Below are 18,268 nucleotides of genomic sequence, written 5' to 3' on the forward strand. Positions count from 1 at the left end.
AATAGTTTGTCATTAAATTAATTATACCCTTTAACATCTCCTAAATCTAATATTCCTACAGTCATTTTGTGTTTTGTAGGCAGTATTGCTCCAGATTCTGTAGTTACCCAATCATTCCAGCTAGCTTCTGTTCCGCCCGTAGGAATTATAGAAACCCACATTTTATAGCTTGTAGGCTTACCGTTTTCGTCTAAAATCCACAAATACGAATCACCTGGTGTAGAACCGCCCGTGGTGTAAGTAACTAATAAAGCGTCTTTCCCTTCATAATTTACAAGTTTTCTTTCTATACCGTCATCAAAAACTTTGTATGGAGCAACTAACCAAAAACTATCATTGTTAAAATAATCAATTGATTTTTGAAGAGTTTCTTTGTCTTCAATTTCTTTTCCATTAATCAAAACAATACTTTTTCCCGGTTCTTTTGTGTGTAATGTTACTTTATTTTCATCCCAAGATACTTCAACTATATTTTCTTGTTTATCCCATTTGTAAAAACGTTTTCCTCTAAAACTCCATTCTATAAAGCGTGTATTTTTATAAGCCTCATAATTTAATGCATTCAGCATTTTGGTAGCTAACTCATCCGCTTCAGGTCCTTTTTTCCCTGTAGGAATACTTTCGTTGTTTTTATAGTAGAAAACAGCTAATACTACCGCTCCTATTAAAAGTAAACCACCTAATATTTTAAATAACTTTTTCATTTTTATTGATTAATTGTTTAATTCCTTTAGCTAATTCATCAGCTGCCGTTGGATGTTTTCTAAACCACAATTCTGGTTCTATCAACTCTAGTTCAGCGATAGCCAATTTATCATTATTATCAGTAAAAATATCTACTCTAGCGTAAATAGGCAAGTCGATGCAAGCTTTTACGGCGTTCTCGGCAAAATCGATTTCCTCTTGTGTAGGAGAATAGTTGTGAACAGAGCCACCAAAATCATCTTGTACTCTAAAATCTCCTGATTTTGCTATTTTTAATACTGCATGTGTAAACTTACCATTCATTACCATTAATGATATTTCCCCTTTTTTCACAATATTATACTGAAAAGGTTGAAGAATCATTGCTTCTTCAGTTATCAATTCAGAAAAAACAACCTCAAAAGACTCTATATTTTCAGAATTGATTTTATAAGTATGTCTTGCTGCTCCTGAAACACATGGTTTTAAAACAAACTCTTTTAAATCAAATTTATTTGAGAGTTCTTTTAACGTTTGAGTAGTGCCTTGTTCTATAAAATATGATTCACAAATATGTATTCCGTTTCGTTGTAAATCTTGTAAGTAGTGTTTGTCAATATTCCAACGAATAATTTTTTCTGAATTTAATAAGATGGTTTTCTGACTCACATTGTTTAACCATTCAGAAAATTCAGAAAATCGATCAAAATAATCCCATGTAGTTCTAAATAAAATATAACGAGTTGTTGACCAATCAAAGCTAGCATCATCCCAAGAAAGACGATCTACATTTAAACCTTGATTTTCAAGTGCTAATTTTACATAATTATCTTCATCAAGTACGTTTTTTATGTATGTGTTTGTTTCAGTTGGATTTACATACCTTTTATCTGTTAAGATAATTACATCATATCTTTTCATTTGATATTAAATTACTTTGGTTTTATACGGGCAATGTACAGTAATTTTAACTGTTATAAAATGCTTATTTATGCTTATTTATGCTTATTGTAATACTTTATTGAAAGTTAGTTTTTTTTTCAATTTAAAATACCTGAAGGAGGAATGGCTATTTGGTTACAATTAGATCAAAAATATAATTGGAAGGAAATTGCAGTAGAAGCAAAAAAACATCAGTTAGAAATAGGAGAGTGGCAACGTTATGATTTAGCGAATAAAAAACACAATGCTATAAGAATTAGTTTTACTAGTTATAATGAAGAAGAAATAATGTTATTAGTAGAAAGGTTAAAATCAACATTTAATTATATAAAAAAAGCGCTTTGAAAGCGCTTTAAAATATATCTTTTACCATGTCATTCATACTATCGTATTCTTTGAATAGAAACCCAAAAAAGTCCTTGCTGCTTTTCTTTTCTAACTTTGAATCGCTTTCAGAAAACCTATGCTGTCTAAATTCTTTTAAAGTCTTATTTAGGTGCTTTTTTAAAGTTTTCTCTATAGGTAAATGATTTGTATTTTTCATGATTTATATTTTTATAGAGCTTTATTTAGTTCTACTTTATATTTATTTAACAAAGCTTTAGTTATACCTAAATTAGCTTCTTTTGAGTTTACTGCTAAATAAACAAAGTAAGTACCACTAGGGGCAATATTAATAATATGTACTTGACTTGTTAAAGTAATAGTAATATCATTAATTTCTTCATTTAACGCTAACGCATCAATTGCTTTTAATTTAGCCTTAACAACCTCTAAGTTATAAGCTGAAGCTAAGTTAGGGTCAAAACTTTCATCTTTTGTAAAAGAATCGTACGCTTCTCCTGAACTCACATCTGTAATAGATACAGCTATAAATCCTGGAACATTAGTTTTTAAATTTTCGATAAAATCGTTTAGAATTTCATTCATTGTAAAATGGTTATTATAATTAATTAAAAAAGGGTTATTGGGGGGTAATTTTCTTAAGTGTTAATTTGATTATAGCTTCTTTTGATGTATCATTTGCAAGTAAACAAACAATATGGCTATCATCATATTTACTCACAACAGCAAGTGCTTCTGGAGAAGTTAAAACTATTTGGTTAAGTTTATCGGATTGTAGGGTGTCTTGAAAAAATTCATTAGCCATTGTTAAAATAACATTAGCCATTGCTGCAACATTATTTTCTTTTGAAATATTCAACGAGTCAATCACGTTACCTTCAGAATTAAAAATAAGTCCTCTATCCGCCTTAGATTCTTCTATAAGTGTCTGTAAATCTGCTTGTTTCATTAATTTTTTGGTAAATTTGTAGTATTTATTAAGAGGTTAAAAATTTGTTTTATGCTTGTAATGTTCTAACTATGACACTTAAATTTTAATAAGGTCACAATTAAAATTATCTACAGATAAATAGTATAAATAAGTCTCGGGGATATTGGACGGCAAATATATAAAAAAAAGAATATAACTATTATTTTTTCTTGCTAGCTTTAATCATTTGGCTATATCAAATAAATTTTTTCGAAGTTCAATCAGTGTAAACCCTTTGTTTCTCAGTTTTTTAATAGTTTTTAAACCAATATACTGGTTAATTTCAAAAAAAGTAGTCCGTTTTCTAAAGAATTGTTTTTGTAAGTCCAATTTCTTTATAACTTTTCCACTAATATAAAGTTTTTTATTATTGAAAAAAATAAAAATATTTGTTTTGTGGTGAATAATGTAAATTTTTTATTAAAAAATAACATTAATAAAACTAAATATCTAGTTAAGCGGTAATTATATAATTTAAACATTCGGTTTTAACTTTAAGTTAACTCTAACTTAATTTTATAAACTATTTTCATTAATAGAGTATGATTTTTGTCATGTTTTAAAAAAAAAATGATCTTTAGGTTTGTGGCAGCTGTGTTAAGAATACTTCATGAAAAATGATATTTTTTCTCAGTTGTTTTATCCCCCGATAATCTAAAACGTAAACAAAACACATTTTATAATTATGAAAACATAAATCAAATCAATTTAATTATATGACAACCAACTCTGAGAAAAAGTGGGATACTTTAAAAAGAAATCCAAAACTACCAACTCCAACCCCTGTAGATCGTGAAATTATACTAGATGAAAATGCTATTCTTCTAAGTATTACAGATACCAGAGGTGTAATTGAATATTGTAACGAAGATTTTGTTGAATCTTCTGGCTATGAAGAGTACGAATTAGTAGGATCTGGTCATAATGTTGTAAGACATCCAGATATGCCAAGAGTAATTTTCAAATTAATGTGGGAACGAATTCAAAAGAAACAAAACATTATTGCTTTTGTGAAAAACATGGCTAAAACAGGTAGATACTACTGGGTAATGACTGATTTTGTTGTAAAAGAGAATGAAAAAGGAGAGGTTACAAATTACAAAGCACTAAGAAAGCCTGCGCCTAAAGAAGCTATTCAAGAAATCACCCCTTTATATAAACGATTAAGAGAAATAGAAGATCTTAATGGTATCGAAGCTTCAGAAAAATTCTTGAAAGGTTTTTTAGATGCTAAAAACACTGATTACGATACTTATGTAGAGAGGTTGATTACCGACAATTTAGGTAATATCTCACTAAGTAGTGCTTCTAAAGAAGTTTCAAAAACTACTGAAAAGAAAAAAGGATCTTTCTTTAAAAGATTCTTTGGTATAGAATAATTCTTAATATCAATATTCCCCTGTAAAGGTTTTATGTTTAACAAGTTGCTTTAATCATCCGATTGTTGCCAAACAAATCTTTTCGAAGTTCAACTTTAGTAAAACCTTTACGCTTTAACATTTCTATAGTTTCTGTACCCAAATATTGATTAATCTCAAAAAAAAGTACTCCATTTTTAGTTAACGACTTAATGGCTAAATCGGCTATTTTTTTATAGAAAATCAAAGGATTATCATTATCAACAAATAAAGCTAAATGTGGTTCGTTTTCTAAAACATTGTTTTTAATCTCTATTTTTTCTAACTCACGTACATAAGGAGGATTAGATACTATTACATCGTATTGTTTAGGTAAACTCTCAGTTTGTAATATATCTTGATGTATAAAAGTAATTTCAGCTTCGTTTAACAAGGCATTTTCGTTAGCTATTTTTAAAGCTTCTTCAGATACATCAATGGCGCTTACTTTTGCGTTTGGAAGCTCATTTTTTAAGCTAATAGGAATACAACCTGTACCAGTTCCTATATCCAAAATGGATAACTTTTGTTTATTATTTTCTAAATCTAATTCTTTTACTTCATTAAGAATCCATTCAACTAGTTCTTCAGTTTCTGGCCTCGGAATCAGTGTATTTTCATTTACTTTAAAAGGGTATCCGTAAAACTCTGCTTTACCTAAAATGTATTGAATTGGTTCTTCTTTTTTTAATCTAGCAAGAGCTGTGTTTAAAAGATCATACTCTTCCGAAGAGGTTTTTAAAGCTGGTTGTAAAGTAAGATCTATTCGTTGAAGCTCTAAATATTCCTCTATCAACAAAAAAAAGAAGGTGTCTATTTCTGTTTTAGGGTATATATTTTCTAATTCTTTGGTAAAATGTACTCTATAATCTTTTAACTGCATTGACTCTAAACTTATTTTATAAATCTTTTAGCATCCATACATTACATGAATAATGGCCTGTGTTCCCCATCGGTTTATCAAGATTTATAAATCCATTTTTGGCATATAAAGCTCTCGCTGCTTCCATGTAAGGCATTGTTTCTAAATAACATTGTTCAAAACCTTGTTGTTTAGCCTTATCTAAGCAATAATCAATCAATTTACTTCCCAAGCCTTTTCCTCTAGCAATGGGTAAGAAGTACATTTTTTGGAATTCACATACGTTACCTTCAAAATTGTCTAAAGGGGCAAAACCAGCACCGCCAACAACTTTTTCTTGATGCTCAACTACAAAATAACCTGCCTTGTCTTTTTGGTAGGTTTCAAACATTTCATCGGTAGCCTTGTCTTCATAGGCTGTCCCTATTTTAGGAACTCCAAATTCGATCAGTACACCACGTATAACAGCAGCTAATTCTGCGTTATCTTGCGGTTTTACTTCTCTAATAATAAAATCAGAAGGTATCATAAGAATATAGTACTTTTGCTAAAGCAAAGTACCCAAAAAAACACGAGTTTTCATGAAGAAAATCATATATTTTTTACCTTTTTTACTTTTTATAGTAAGTTGCTCTGTAAAACAAAAACCTATCTTCTTAAAAGTAGATGATATTAAGCTGCTTTCAGCTACTACCGATACTATTAGAGTAGGAGCCAACGCTTATTTTAAAAATCCGAATGATATAGGTGGTAAAATAGCTACAGATGAAATTAAAGTCTTGGTTAATCAGGTACAAGTTGCTCAAGTGTCTTCAGAAGAATTTAAAGTTCCTGCTCGTAAAGAGTTTTCTATTCCTTTAAAAGTAGTTATTCCTGCTAAAAGAGTTTTTGAAAATAATAAAAATGGAGTTTTAGGTGGAATTCTTTCTTCTTTATTAAATCAAAGTTTAAAAGTTCAGTTTAAAGGAGATTTAAAATATAAAGTATTAGGTTTTTCACATGTGTACCCAATTGATCAAATTGAAGATGTAAAAATAAAATTATAACAATTTGAATCACGAAATATACATACAACGCTGCTTGCAATTGGCTAAAAATGGAATAGGAACAACACGCCCGAATCCATCAGTTGGAGCTGTAATAGTTCATAATAATAAAATTATAGGTGAAGGATTTACTTCTCCTTATGGTGATTCTCATGCTGAAGTAAACGCTATTCGTTCTGTTCATAATCAAGAGCTATTAAAAGAAGCTACTATTTATGTTACACTAGAACCTTGTTCTCATTATGGAAAAACACCACCATGTGCCGATTTAATAATAGAAAAAGGAATTCCGAATATAGTAATCGGTAGTGTAGATACAAATAGTTTGGTAGCTGGTAAAGGTATTGAACGTCTAAAAAAAGCAGGTAGAAATGTAACTGTAGGTGTTTGTGAAAAAGCTTGTAAAGACCACCATAAACGTTTTTTTACGGTTCAAAATAAAAAGAGACCTTTTATCATTTTAAAATGGGCGGAAACCAAAGATGGTTTTATCGCTCCTTTAACTAAAAATGAGCAAAAACCTGTATGGATTTCTAATACTTATTCTCAACAGTTAGTTCATAAATGGCGTAGCGAAGAACATGCTATTTTAGTCGGTACAAATACCGTAATTGCTGATAATCCATCATTAACTGTTCGTAGTTGGTACGGAAATAACCCTGTGAGGATTGTTATTGATAAAAACTTACGAATTCCTTTAGAAGCAACTGTTTTAGATAGAAGCGTTAAGATAATAGTTATTGTAGGAAAGAACAATGAGGTAAAAGATGTTATTTCGAACGATAGTGAGAAATCTCATGTATTCATTTACGAACAAATCAATTTTTCTTCTCGAGTAGCAGAACAAATTTGTGAGGCACTACATAAACATCAAATACAATCGGTAATTATTGAAGGAGGGGCACAAACCTTACAAACATTTGTAGATGCAAATTTATGGGATGAAGCTAGAGTATTTATCGGCGATGTAAACTTTGGAGAAGGAGTGAAGCATCCTGTTTTCAACGCGAAACTTTTTTCCGAAGAAAAAATAGATAACGACATATTAAGAATATATAAGAATGATTAAAAACATCATTTTTGATTTTGGTGATGTATTCATCAATTTAGACAAAGAAGCAACATATAAGGAGCTTGCAAAATTAGGGGTTACAGAAATCTCTGAAGATATGATGCAGCAATACTATCAGTACGAAATGGGTTTAATTTCTACGGATGATTTTATTGATTTTTTCTACAATAAATTCAATATTCCTAAAGAAAAACTAATCTATTCATGGAATGCCATTTTGTTAGATTTCCCGAAGCATCGCTTAGATTTTTTGAAGAAACTTGCAGCAACGAATGATTATCGATTGTTTTTATTGAGTAACACCAACGATATGCATATTTCTTGGATTCAAAACGATTGGGGAGAAGAACTTTATAATGAATTTAAAAGTTATTTTGAACAGTTTTATTTATCGCATGAAATCAATCTAAGAAAACCAAATACTAACATTTTTGAGTTTGTTTTAAGCGAAAATAATTTACAGGCTTCTGAAACTATTTTTATAGATGACACCCAAGAAAACACCAATGCTGCACAAGAATTGGGTATTCATGTATGGAATAATTGTCCTAAAACAGAAGATGTGGTAAATTTATTAAAAAGAAAGGAGTTTATAGCGTGATATTCTTAATTTTCAGTGTTTTTATAACAAGTTTACTCTTTGTAATCTTTAAATTATTTGATGTTTACAAAGTAAATACATTTCAAGCCATTGTTTTAAACTATGCAGTAGCATTGTGCTTCGGATTTGTGCATTCAGAAATTTCACTTTCTGTAGCAGAAGTTCCACAACAACCTTGGTTTTTAGGAGCAACCATACTAGGTTTTTTATTTATTACCGTATTTCTTGTTATGGGAATCACAGCTCAAAAAAATGGGCTTTCTGTTGCTTCTGTAGCAGGAAAAATGTCAGTAGTCATCCCTGTTGTCTTAGGTGTTTTTCTTTATAATGAAAGTATTGGTTTTGTAAAAATTATTGGGATAATCCTGGCTTTAATAGCTGTTTATTTATCTTCTGCTAAAAGTGATACTGCTCCTGTTGAATTCAAAAACTTACTCTTTCCTTTATTACTTTTTCTAGGTTCTGGGAGTATTGATACTTTGTTGAAGTACACAGAAGACACTTATGTTTCTAAAGGAGCTGTACCTATGTTTTTATCCACCATTTTTGGTTGTGCCTTACTTTTTGGTGTTTTCTTTACTTTACTACAGTTTTTCAGTAAAAAAGTAAAGTTAGAATGGAAAACACTTATTGGAGGGATTGCCTTAGGAGTTCCTAACTATTATTCGATGGAATTTTTACTAAAAGCATTACAAACAGAAGGACTCGAAAGCGCTACAATTTTCACCATTAATAATGTTTCGGTAGTAGTTTTAACAACCATGTTTGCCTTGTTGTTTTTTAAAGAAAAACTCGTTAAAAAGAATTGGATTGGTATTGGGCTTGCCATAATTAGTATTTTATTAGTAGTTTCGGCGTAATGAATGAAGAAATAAAAGACACCTATAAAACCATAACCAAACCTTCAGAAGAAACCTTGTTTAAAGACCGAAATAGCAAGTTTTTCGGGTATGCGTTTCCTGTTTTTTCTGAAGAGGATATTAAAGAACGATTAGAAGAACTTCGTAAACAACACCATACAGCTCGTCATCATTGTTATGCGTGGCAATTGGGAACCGAAAATATTCGTTTTCGTGCCAATGACGATGGTGAACCAAGTAACTCTGCGGGTCAGCCAATTTACGGACAAATACAAGCATTTGACGTAACCAATATCTTAATTGTTTCGGTTCGTTATTTCGGAGGAACCAAACTAGGAGTAGGAGGTTTGATAAATGCCTATCGAAGCTCTGCGCAACTAGCTTTAGAAGCTTCAGATATTATAGAAAAAACGATTGATATTCATTATAAGTTAAAGTTTGGCTATGATATGATGAATAAGGTACAGCGTATTATTAAAGAACGAAACTTAGATATTATTAATCAAAAGCTAGAATTAGACTGCGAATACATTATTTCTGTTCGTAAGAAAGAAGCTGAAAGTATTTTTGAGGTTTTTGATAACTTGTTTAAAGTAGAAATTAAGGAAGTGGAGTAGTCTATTTTTTAAGTAAACGCATTTTACAGTTTGATTTTAAGTAAATTAAAATTACTTTTATCTCAGATTTAACTTAAAAAATATGAAAATGAAAAAACTAGCCTTCGTTATATGCCTATTTATGTCTTTTCAACTTTTTTCGCAAGCACAAGCTGAAGTAACAAAAGAGAATATATGCAGAGGTGCAGCTATTAGTGTAGTAGCGAATGTAAAACCTTTTTTAGAAAATGGTATTCCTAAATCAGAGGTTTTACAAATGGGTAAAGAATTGGTAAAAGAAGTAATTAAAGATGCTCCTGCTAAAGCATACGATTTATTAAAAGCTAAAAAATCTCGAGACGAAGTTATAGAAATTCTTTATAACGACTTTATGAAGTTAGACGAAAAAACGGTGCTAAACTTTTTATTAAAGCCAGATACTGATGATTTTGAGGATGAAGAAGATGATTATTAACATTCTTAACCTTTAAAACGATAACTTCGCTATTGGGCGATATCTCATCATTAAAATGACGGATATCTTAACCATTATCATTAATTTATAGAAACATTGAACTACGAAATAAAAGACTATTCGGAATTGCAAGAATCATTAAATAAATTCAATATTAAATCTGATGGGTTACTTTGCTTCTTACCAGAAAATTTATTTGATACCGAAAACACAAAAAACTTTATTTACTCCGAAACAACGACAGACCTTAACAAGGCTTTAAAAAATGAAAGCCAGAAAATAAATTATCTGACTAATGACAAACCTCTATTGCGTTCAAGAAAAAGTGCCGATTGGTTTGGACCAACTATTTTCATAGGGTACACGATTTTAGTTGAAAATCCTCATTTAGTAGATATTTCAATGAGTCTACTTTCTAGTTATTTATACGACTTGTTCAAAGGAACAAGCGGGAATAAAAAAGTGAAGTTCGATATCGTAATCGGAAACGAGAAGAAAAAATCTTTTAAAAAAATATCATACGAAGGTAATGCCGAAGGTGTAAAGGAATTAAAAGATGTAATCAAAAATTTAAAAAAATGATTATACAAAATCCAGAAGTTAAGAATCTGCTCGATGAGTTTAATTTAATTGTAAAAAGAGCTGAGAATATTGCAATTTTTACGAGGGATATAGGTCTTCAAAAAGAAGAGATTGAAAAATTAGAAAATTTTAGCGAAAAGGCAGATAAACTAAAAAATACAAATAAAGACAAGTACTCAGAAGATGAGCTAAACCTAGTATTATGTTTATTACTTAGTGCTAATGCACTGAGATTGGAAATCTCAATGATAGTCTGCTTAAAAAACAACGAAATGAACTTTGCTTGGGGACATTTAGTAGAAGCTCAAACTTTGGTTTCTGTTGTTGCCCGAAATCACCCTTTTTCCGATGGAGAGTACTTAAATGGCTTTAGTTCTAAATTGAACTTATTTGAAAAATTATTTTTCCCTAGAATGATGTTCGCAAGTACAGGAGCAATAATTAAAAAAACAAGATGCAATATATGTGGGTTGGAATATGAAGAATGCAACCATATGAAAGGTAGAATGTATTCAGGTGAATTATGCGTTAGAGAAATTCATGAGGCTGAATTAGAGGAGGTCTCTATGGTTGAAAATCCTGCAAATAAATTATGTCGACAATTACAAGTAGAATTTGATGGTAAAATGGTGGATACGTTTACTCTAGTTGAATAAAACTAATGGCGACAAAACCTATAAACAATACAGGCTTCGGGCTTAAACGAATGGTTTACCTATTTTTATTGAGTCCGCAAAATCTTTTGGATTTTGCTCTGGACAGGTAAAAATAAATCAAAACAAAAAGATTTCGCTATATGCGTGACGGTAAGCAAACGCTAGTTTACTCCCTTACTTTTCATAGCTAAACCAATAGCAAAACATCTTCATAACTCGCTAAAAACCAAAACATTTTAGGTTACTTCAAGAATTATTCGTAAATTTGCACGCCTTTTTACGAGTACAGATTTAAAAAAGGTTTAAAATTATATTTATTAAGTTTAATTTCTCTTGGCGTTAGTATCGTTAAAAATCTGGTTAACAAAAAGATACAAATAATTTTCAGAATGTCTGAAACAAAAGTAAACCCACAAGAATTTTTAGCTGACTTTGATTGGCACAAGTACGAACAAGGTATTGAAGCTGTAGATGAGGCTAAATTAAAAGAATTTGAAACTGCGTTAGAAGGAACTGTAGGTTTCGTTAACGAACGTGACGTAATTGAAGGTGAAGTAGTACGTATTACTGATCGTGATGCTATTATCGACATCAACTCTAAATCAGAAGGAGTAATTTCGTTAAACGAGTTCCGTTATAACCCAAATTTAGCAGTGGGTGACAAAGTAGAAGTATTAGTTGACAAAAGAGAAGATTCATCTGGTCAATTAGTATTATCTCACAAAAAAGCACGTGTAATCAAAGCTTGGGATCGTGTTAACAACGCACACGAAACTGGTGAAATCGTTAACGGTTTTGTTAAGTGTAGAACTCGTGGAGGTATGATCGTTGATGTATTTGGTATTGAAGCTTTCTTACCAGGTTCTCAAATCGATGTGAAGCCTATCCGTGACTACGATCAATACGTAGAGAAAACTATGGAATTCAAAGTTGTTAAAATCAACCACGAATTTAAAAACGTAGTAGTATCTCACAAAGCGTTAATCGAAGCTGATTTAGAAGATCAAAAACGTGAAATTATCGGTCAATTAGAAAAAGGACAAGTATTAGAAGGAGTTGTTAAAAACGTAACTTCTTACGGTGTATTTGTTGACTTAGGAGGTGTTGACGGATTAATTCACATTACTGATTTATCTTGGTCTCGTATCAACCACCCGAACGAAGTTGTTGAATTAGATCAAAAATTAAACGTTGTAATCTTAGACTTTGACGATAACAAGTCTAGAATTCAATTAGGTTTAAAACAATTATCTGCTCACCCATGGGAAGCTTTAAACTCTGACTTAAAAGTTGGTGATAAAGTAAAAGGTAAAGTAGTTGTTTTAGCTGATTATGGTGCATTTGTAGAGGTTGAAGAAGGAGTAGAAGGATTAATCCACGTTTCTGAAATGTCATGGTCAACTCACTTACGTTCTGCGCAAGATTTCGTAAAAGTTGGTGATGAAGTAGAAGCTCAAATCTTAACATTAGACCGCGAAGAGCGTAAAATGTCTTTAGGTATGAAGCAATTACACCCAGATCCTTGGACTGATATTACTACTAAGTATCCTGTAGGTTCTACACATACTGGTACTGTACGTAACTACACTAACTTTGGTGTATTCGTAGAGTTAGAAGAAGGTATCGACGGATTAGTATATATCTCTGATTTATCTTGGACTAAGAAAATTAAGCACCCATCAGATTTCGTAACTGTTGGTGATAAATTAGAAGTACAAGTATTAGAATTAGACGTAGAAAACCGTAAGTTAAACTTAGGTCACAAGCAAACTCAAGATAACCCTTGGGATGCTCACGAAGCTACATATGCTATCGGATCTATGCACGAAGGTACTATTAAAGAGAAAAATGATAAAGGTGCAACTGTAGTATTTGCTGACGGAATTGAAGCTTTCGCTCCAACTCGTTTCTTAGAAAAAGAAGACGGTAGTAAATTAGCTAAAGGTGATGCTGCTCAATTCCAAGTAACTGAGTTCAGTAAAGAGTACCGTAGAATCGTTGTTTCTCACACTTCTATCTTTAGAGAAGAAGAACAAAAGAACATTAAAGCTGCTGCTGCTAAAGCTCAAGAAGTAGAAAAAACTACTTTAGGAGACATCGGTGGATTAGCTGAATTAAAGAAGAAAATGGAAGGAAAATAATCCAACCTACTTCTTAAAAAAGATAAACCGTTAAGCTGAAAAGTTTAACGGTTTTTTTATTTTTTATATGTAACAAATGTTACATTTAAAGCTTCTTAGTTTTAAGGCTCTTTTCTTAAATAACTTTATATTTGTTGCCTAATAAAAATAAATATGACACTTATTAAATCTATATCAGGTATTAGAGGTACCATAGGCGGAAATACAGGTGATAATTTAACTCCGATTGATGCGGTAAAATTTGCAGCAGCTTACGGAACATTTATTAAAAAGAAAAACGCTGAAAAAGAAAAAATAACAATCATTATAGGAAGAGATGCTCGTATTTCGGGTAAAATGATAAGCAATTTAGTAGCCAATACTTTAGTTGGATTAGGGATTGACGTGATCGACCTTGGCTTATCAACTACACCAACTGTAGAAGTAGCTGTTCCTTTAGAAAAAGCTGATGGAGGTATTATTTTAACAGCATCCCACAATCCAAAGCAGTGGAATGCATTAAAGTTATTAAATGAAAAAGGAGAATTTTTAAATGGTGAAGATGGAGCTGAGATTTTAAAAATTGCTGAAAACGATGCAACTATTGAGTTTGCTGAAGTAGATGATTTAGGTTCATACAGAAAAAAGAAAAACTATATTAAGAAACATATCAAAGAAGTTTTAAAACTTAATTTAGTTGATACAAAAGCTATTAAAAAAGCAAAATTTAAAGTAGTTGTTGATGGTGTTAATTCTACAGGAGGAATCGCAATACCTGCCTTGTTAAAAGAGTTAGGTGTTAAGTGTATTGAATTATACTGTGAACCTAACGGACACTTTCCACACAACCCAGAGCCTTTAAAAGAACACTTAACAGATATTTCTGAATTGGTTGTAAAGAAAAAAGCTGATTTAGGTATTGTTGTCGATCCAGATGTAGATCGTTTAGCATTAATTTCTGAAGATGGTTCTATGTTTGGAGAAGAATATACCTTAGTTGCTTGTGCCGACTATGTGTTAGGTCAATTAGGAGGTGGTAATACCGTTTCTAACCTATCATCTTCAAGAGCATTACGTGATGTTACTGAAAAACATGGCGGAACTTATACTGCAAGTGCAGTAGGAGAGGTGAACGTAGTGCAAATGATGAAAGATACCAACACCGTTATTGGTGGAGAAGGAAATGGTGGAATTATTTATCCAGAATCTCATTACGGTCGTGACTCTCTAGTTGGAGTTGCACTATTCTTATCACATTTAGCACATAAAAAAATGTCTTGTAAAGAGCTTAGAGATTCATATCCTAGTTACTTTATGAGTAAAAATAAAATCCAGTTAACACCACAAATTGATGTTGATAAGATTTTAGAAACTATGGCTAACAACTATAAAAATGAAGATGTTAATACCATTGATGGTGTTAAGATTGATTTTGATAATGAATGGGTACACTTACGTAAATCAAATACAGAACCTATCATTAGAATTTATACAGAAAGCACCAGTCAAGAGAAAGCAGACTCTTTAGCTGAAAGAATTATCACTGAAATAGAACAAATAATAAAATAAACCCTTGAAATTAAAAATAGTAAGTTTATTGATGCTGATTGCTTCAGTATCAATAGTAGCGCAGGAGAAAAACGAAGAAGTTATTCAAAAGAAAAAAGTAACTAATAAAGGAAAATTCTTCGTTTACTGGGGATGGAACTGGGCTAGTTATTCTAACTCAGATATCCGATTTAAAGGAGAAAATTACGATTTTACCCTATATAACGTAAAAGCAAGAGATAGACAAACAAAGTTTTCATTTAACGATTATTTCAATCCTGGGAGAGTAACTATACCTCAAACAAATTATAGAATTGGTTATTTCTTTAAAGAAAACTATACTGTTTCTATCGGTGTAGATCACATGAAATATGTAATGATTGGAGATCAAGATGTCAGAATTAATGGTAATATTAATATTGGTAATACTAAATATGACGGGACGTATAATAATGAAACTATCAATTTAGCTGCTGACTTTTTACGTTTCGAGCATACAGATGGTTTAAATTATGTAAATGTGGAAGTAAAACGTTTTGACGATATAAGCCATTGGTTTGGTTTAAACTTAGAAAACTTACAGATTAATGTAACTGAAGGAGTTGGCCTTGGTGTTTTATACCCAAGAACAAACACTACTTTGTTAGGTATGGAAAGACACGATGATTTTCACTTATCTGGTTACGGAGCCTCAATAGTAGGTGGTTTAAATATAACTTTCTTAAAACATTTCTTTGTTCAAGCAGATTTAAAAGGAGGTTATATTTATATGCCAGATGTTAGGACAACTAAGTTTTCTTCAGATTCTGCATCACAAAGTTTTTATTTTTTACAAAATACAATCTTAATAGGTGGTAAATTTAGGCTTTAATAACAAAATGTTATAAATACGTTAATATTATAATTATTTTAGGCTACCTAGTAGCATACTAGTAATTTTATCACCCAACAAACAACACAGATTATAATTATGGATTTAGAACAGTATTTTGATAAGTTCAGAAGAAATATTGTAGGAATAGACCAAACTTTTCAAACTCCTTATGGTGAAAAGAAAATGGTATATACTGATTGGACTGCTAGTGGTAGATTATACAGACCTATTGAAGAGCAACTTTTGTATAAATTCGGTCCTTTTGTAGCAAATACACATACAGAAACCTCTACATCAGGAGCTGCTATGACACTTGCATATCATGAAGCTCGTAATATTATAAAACGTCACGTAAATGCTTCTGCTGATGATGTGCTAATTACTGAAGGTTCTGGTATGACAGGAGTTGTAAATAAATTCCAACGTATTTTAGGACTCAAAGTATCTGAAAATCTTAAAGAAAACACACAGGTTCCTAATGAAAAACGACCTATTGTTTTTGTAAGTCATATGGAGCACCATTCGAATCAAACTTCTTGGATTGAAACTATTGCAGATGTTGTAGTAGTGCCTTGTAATGAAGAAGGTTTAGTGTGTTTAGACAAGTTTGAAGAAACCATAAAACAATATTTAGACAGACCTATTAAGATAGCTTCAATTGTTGCTGGATCTAACGTAACTGGAATCAAAACAAACTACCACGAAGTGGCTTCTTTAATTCACAGATATGGTGGTTTATGTTTTGTAGATTTTGCTTGTTCTGCACCATACGTTGATATAGATATGCATCCAGAAAATGAAGATGAGTATTTAGATGCTATTTTCTTTTCTCCACACAAGTTTTTAGGAGGTCCTGGTAGTTCTGGAGTATTAATTTTCAATAAAAAACTATATAAAAACATGGTTCCTGACAACCCAGGTGGAGGAACTGTTAGTTATACAAATCCATGGGGACAACATGATTATTTTGATGATGTTGAAACTCGTGAAGATGGCGGTACTCCTGCTTTTTTACAAACCATAAAAATAGCATTGTGTATTCAAGTAAAAGATCAAATGGGTACTGATAAAATTAAAGAACGTGAAGATGAAATAAATCCGATCATTTTTAATTGCTTAGAAAATTTAGAGGGAGTTCAAATTTTAGCTCCTAACCATAAAGATCGCTTAAGTATTTTTTCTTTTTACTTTGAAAAATACCATTTCAACTTAGTAGTTAAGTTATTAAACGATCGTTTTGGTATTCAAACTAGAGGAGGTTGTTCTTGTGCTGGAACTTACGGACACTTTTTATTAAATGTAGATCAAACAAGATCAAATGAAATAAAAGGACAAATTTTAGGAGGCTGCAGTACAGAAAAACCAGGTTGGGTACGCTTATCAGTTCATCCAACTATTACAAATGAAGAAGTAGAATTTATTTGTGATTCGTTAAAATCGTTAGCTGAAAATATAGCAGAATGGTCAAAAGATTATGAATATGACATGACCAAAAACGATTATGTACACAAAACAGTTGAACCTATTGAAAAACAGCTAGTAGCTGATTGGTTTTCGTTATAATATGATACACATTAGTAGCTCTTTTTTAGAAGAAAACTATTTAAAAATCAAAGAAGACTCTATATCTGGAAGGTGGATTACACTAACAGATATAGAGCCTTTATATTTTGAATTACAAAATTCTAAAATAGAAACAAAAATAATTGGTGAATCAGAGCAGGAGAGAGCTATTTACCAATTAAAATTTGGAACAGGAGAGAAAAGAATTCTTATTTGGAGCCAAATGCATGGTAATGAAAGTACAGGAACTAAAGCTGTTTTCGATTTTTTAAACTTTATTCAACGTTTTCCAAATCATAAAATTACTCAAGCAATTGTTACTAATTGTAGTATTACCATTGTTCCCATGCTAAATCCTGATGGAGCACAAGCCTATACACGTGTTAATGCTAATAATATCGATTTAAATAGAGATGCTGTTGAATTACAAGCTAAAGAAAGTAAGTTATTACGTAAAATTTTAGAAGAGGTAAATCCGCAGTTTTGCTTTAATTTACACGACCAAAGAACTATTTTTGGAGTTGAAGGTACTACGAATACTGCTACCATATCATTTTTAGCTCCATCAGAAGAAGAATCTAGAAAAATTACAGAAGGTAGAAAAGAGACTATGAATGTTATTGTAGCAATGAATAAATTGTTACAAGAAATTATACCTAATCATATTGGTCGTTATACAGATGAATTTTATCCAACCGCTACAGGAGATAATTTTCAAAAAATGGGACATAATACTATCTTAATTGAAGCAGGGCATTTTCCTGATGATTATGATAGGGAAGAGGTAAGAAAATATAATTTTTATGCATTATTACAAGGGATTTATCATATTTCAATAAACAATAACTTCACCTCTTATCAAGATTATTTAGCTATTCCAAACAATATCAAGAACTTCTACGACATTATTTATCGCTCAAAAAATAATGAAAAAGATGTTGCTTTTCAGTATGTAGAAACTATAGAAAATGGTAAATTTGCACTGGTTTTAACAAAAGAAAAAGAAGGAAATTTATCTTCATATTTAGCTCATAAAGAATTCATAAAAAATAGTTAAAAATTTATATTTCCTTAA

The 18,268-nt window shown here is 31.0% G+C and carries 22 protein-coding genes; 15 read left to right on the forward strand and 7 right to left on the reverse strand.

The features are described from left to right. Positions 1-17: 17 nt before the first annotated feature. On the reverse strand, positions 18-704 hold the full coding sequence (locus tag C8N26_RS07300) for a hypothetical protein (RefSeq protein WP_120186724.1): 687 nt from the start codon (positions 702-704) through the stop codon (positions 18-20). After that, positions 688-1,605: an ATP-grasp domain-containing protein gene (locus C8N26_RS07305; protein ID WP_120186725.1), complete on the reverse strand. Its 918-nt coding sequence runs from the start codon at positions 1,603-1,605 to the stop codon at positions 688-690. Before C8N26_RS07305 ends, C8N26_RS07300 begins: the two co-directional genes overlap by 17 nt. 144 nt (positions 1,606-1,749) lie before the next feature. Here C8N26_RS07305 and C8N26_RS07310 point away from each other — a divergent pair, with 144 nt between their 5' ends. After that, positions 1,750-1,971: a hypothetical protein gene (locus C8N26_RS07310; protein ID WP_120186726.1), complete on the forward strand. Its 222-nt coding sequence runs from the start codon at positions 1,750-1,752 to the stop codon at positions 1,969-1,971. A gap of 7 nt (positions 1,972-1,978) precedes the next feature. Here the strand turns inward: C8N26_RS07310 and C8N26_RS07315 are convergent, their stop codons facing one another. Genes C8N26_RS07315 through C8N26_RS07325 form a run of 3 tightly spaced genes read right to left on the reverse strand, consistent with a single transcriptional unit; the run spans position 1,979 to position 2,920 of the window. Next, positions 1,979-2,170 carry a hypothetical protein gene (locus C8N26_RS07315; protein ID WP_120186727.1) on the reverse strand — a complete coding sequence of 64 codons (192 nt, stop codon included), beginning with the start codon at positions 2,168-2,170 and terminating at the stop codon, positions 1,979-1,981. Between the two features lie 11 nt (positions 2,171-2,181). Further along, positions 2,182-2,556, reverse strand: coding sequence for a hypothetical protein (locus tag C8N26_RS07320; protein ID WP_120186728.1), 375 nt, complete (start codon positions 2,554-2,556; stop codon positions 2,182-2,184). Between the two features lie 34 nt (positions 2,557-2,590). Next, on the reverse strand, positions 2,591-2,920 hold the full coding sequence (locus tag C8N26_RS07325; protein ID WP_120186729.1) for a hypothetical protein: 330 nt from the start codon (positions 2,918-2,920) through the stop codon (positions 2,591-2,593). A 737-nt stretch (positions 2,921-3,657) separates the two neighbouring features. On the opposite strand from C8N26_RS07325, the gene C8N26_RS07330 reads away from it, so the two are divergent. After that, on the forward strand, positions 3,658-4,320 hold the full coding sequence (locus C8N26_RS07330; RefSeq protein ID WP_120186730.1) for a PAS domain-containing protein: 663 nt from the start codon (positions 3,658-3,660) through the stop codon (positions 4,318-4,320). Between the two features lie 37 nt (positions 4,321-4,357). Here the strand turns inward: C8N26_RS07330 and prmC are convergent, their stop codons facing one another. Both prmC and C8N26_RS07340 read right to left on the reverse strand, forming a co-directional pair. Continuing rightward, on the reverse strand, positions 4,358-5,221 hold the full coding sequence (gene prmC, locus C8N26_RS07335) for a peptide chain release factor N(5)-glutamine methyltransferase (protein WP_120186731.1): 864 nt from the start codon (positions 5,219-5,221) through the stop codon (positions 4,358-4,360). Positions 5,222-5,237: 16 nt separating this feature from the next. Then, positions 5,238-5,729 (reverse strand): GNAT family N-acetyltransferase, encoded by a 492-nt coding sequence (locus C8N26_RS07340; protein WP_120186732.1) that lies wholly within the window; start codon positions 5,727-5,729, stop codon positions 5,238-5,240. 52 nt (positions 5,730-5,781) lie between these two features. On the opposite strand from C8N26_RS07340, the gene C8N26_RS07345 reads away from it, so the two are divergent. The 13 genes from C8N26_RS07345 to C8N26_RS07405 all read left to right on the forward strand — a co-directional run bounded on the left by C8N26_RS07345 (position 5,782) and on the right by C8N26_RS07405 (position 18,250). Then, positions 5,782-6,246, forward strand: coding sequence for an LEA type 2 family protein (locus C8N26_RS07345; protein ID WP_028891979.1), 465 nt, complete (start codon positions 5,782-5,784; stop codon positions 6,244-6,246). Between the two features lie 4 nt (positions 6,247-6,250). Further along, entirely contained in the window at positions 6,251-7,315 is a 1,065-nt protein-coding gene (ribD, locus tag C8N26_RS07350) for a bifunctional diaminohydroxyphosphoribosylaminopyrimidine deaminase/5-amino-6-(5-phosphoribosylamino)uracil reductase RibD (protein ID WP_245962537.1), read from the forward strand. Then, positions 7,308-7,919: an HAD-IA family hydrolase gene (locus C8N26_RS07355; RefSeq protein ID WP_120186733.1), complete on the forward strand. Its 612-nt coding sequence runs from the start codon at positions 7,308-7,310 to the stop codon at positions 7,917-7,919. Before ribD ends, C8N26_RS07355 begins: the two co-directional genes overlap by 8 nt. Continuing rightward, the gene (locus C8N26_RS07360; RefSeq protein WP_120186734.1) at positions 7,916-8,779 is read left to right on the forward strand and encodes an EamA family transporter; all 864 of its coding nucleotides are present in this window, start codon (positions 7,916-7,918) and stop codon (positions 8,777-8,779) included. Before C8N26_RS07355 ends, C8N26_RS07360 begins: the two co-directional genes overlap by 4 nt. Continuing rightward, complete coding sequence (locus C8N26_RS07365; RefSeq protein ID WP_120186735.1) at positions 8,779-9,396, forward strand: IMPACT family protein; 618 nt, start codon at positions 8,779-8,781, stop codon at positions 9,394-9,396. Before C8N26_RS07360 ends, C8N26_RS07365 begins: the two co-directional genes overlap by 1 nt. 88 nt (positions 9,397-9,484) lie before the next feature. Next, positions 9,485-9,850, forward strand: a complete 366-nt coding sequence (locus C8N26_RS07370) for a hypothetical protein (RefSeq protein ID WP_147418490.1) — start codon at positions 9,485-9,487, stop codon at positions 9,848-9,850. Positions 9,851-9,946: 96 nt separating this feature from the next. Continuing rightward, positions 9,947-10,432 carry a hypothetical protein gene (locus C8N26_RS07375; RefSeq protein ID WP_028891973.1) on the forward strand — a complete coding sequence of 162 codons (486 nt, stop codon included), beginning with the start codon at positions 9,947-9,949 and terminating at the stop codon, positions 10,430-10,432. After that, complete coding sequence (locus C8N26_RS07380) at positions 10,429-11,088, forward strand: hypothetical protein (protein WP_028891972.1); 660 nt, start codon at positions 10,429-10,431, stop codon at positions 11,086-11,088. The genes C8N26_RS07375 and C8N26_RS07380 overlap by 4 nt, the downstream gene beginning before the upstream one ends. A gap of 389 nt (positions 11,089-11,477) precedes the next feature. Beyond that, positions 11,478-13,229 carry a 30S ribosomal protein S1 gene (rpsA, locus tag C8N26_RS07385; RefSeq protein WP_120186736.1) on the forward strand — a complete coding sequence of 584 codons (1,752 nt, stop codon included), beginning with the start codon at positions 11,478-11,480 and terminating at the stop codon, positions 13,227-13,229. 153 nt (positions 13,230-13,382) lie between these two features. Then, positions 13,383-14,777, forward strand: a complete 1,395-nt coding sequence (gene glmM, locus C8N26_RS07390) for a phosphoglucosamine mutase (RefSeq protein WP_120186737.1) — start codon at positions 13,383-13,385, stop codon at positions 14,775-14,777. A gap of 31 nt (positions 14,778-14,808) precedes the next feature. Beyond that, positions 14,809-15,627 (forward strand): hypothetical protein, encoded by an 819-nt coding sequence (locus tag C8N26_RS07395; protein ID WP_211327796.1) that lies wholly within the window; start codon positions 14,809-14,811, stop codon positions 15,625-15,627. A 99-nt stretch (positions 15,628-15,726) separates the two neighbouring features. Continuing rightward, complete coding sequence (locus tag C8N26_RS07400) at positions 15,727-17,193, forward strand: aminotransferase class V-fold PLP-dependent enzyme (protein WP_120186738.1); 1,467 nt, start codon at positions 15,727-15,729, stop codon at positions 17,191-17,193. A 1-nt stretch (position 17,194) separates the two neighbouring features. Next, positions 17,195-18,250, forward strand: coding sequence for a M14 family zinc carboxypeptidase (locus C8N26_RS07405; RefSeq protein WP_120186739.1), 1,056 nt, complete (start codon positions 17,195-17,197; stop codon positions 18,248-18,250). The last annotated feature ends 18 nt before the right edge of the window (positions 18,251-18,268 follow it).

It is taken from the genome of Tenacibaculum lutimaris (assembly GCF_003610735.1).
In the GTDB taxonomy this organism is placed as follows: domain Bacteria; phylum Bacteroidota; class Bacteroidia; order Flavobacteriales; family Flavobacteriaceae; genus Polaribacter; species Polaribacter lutimaris.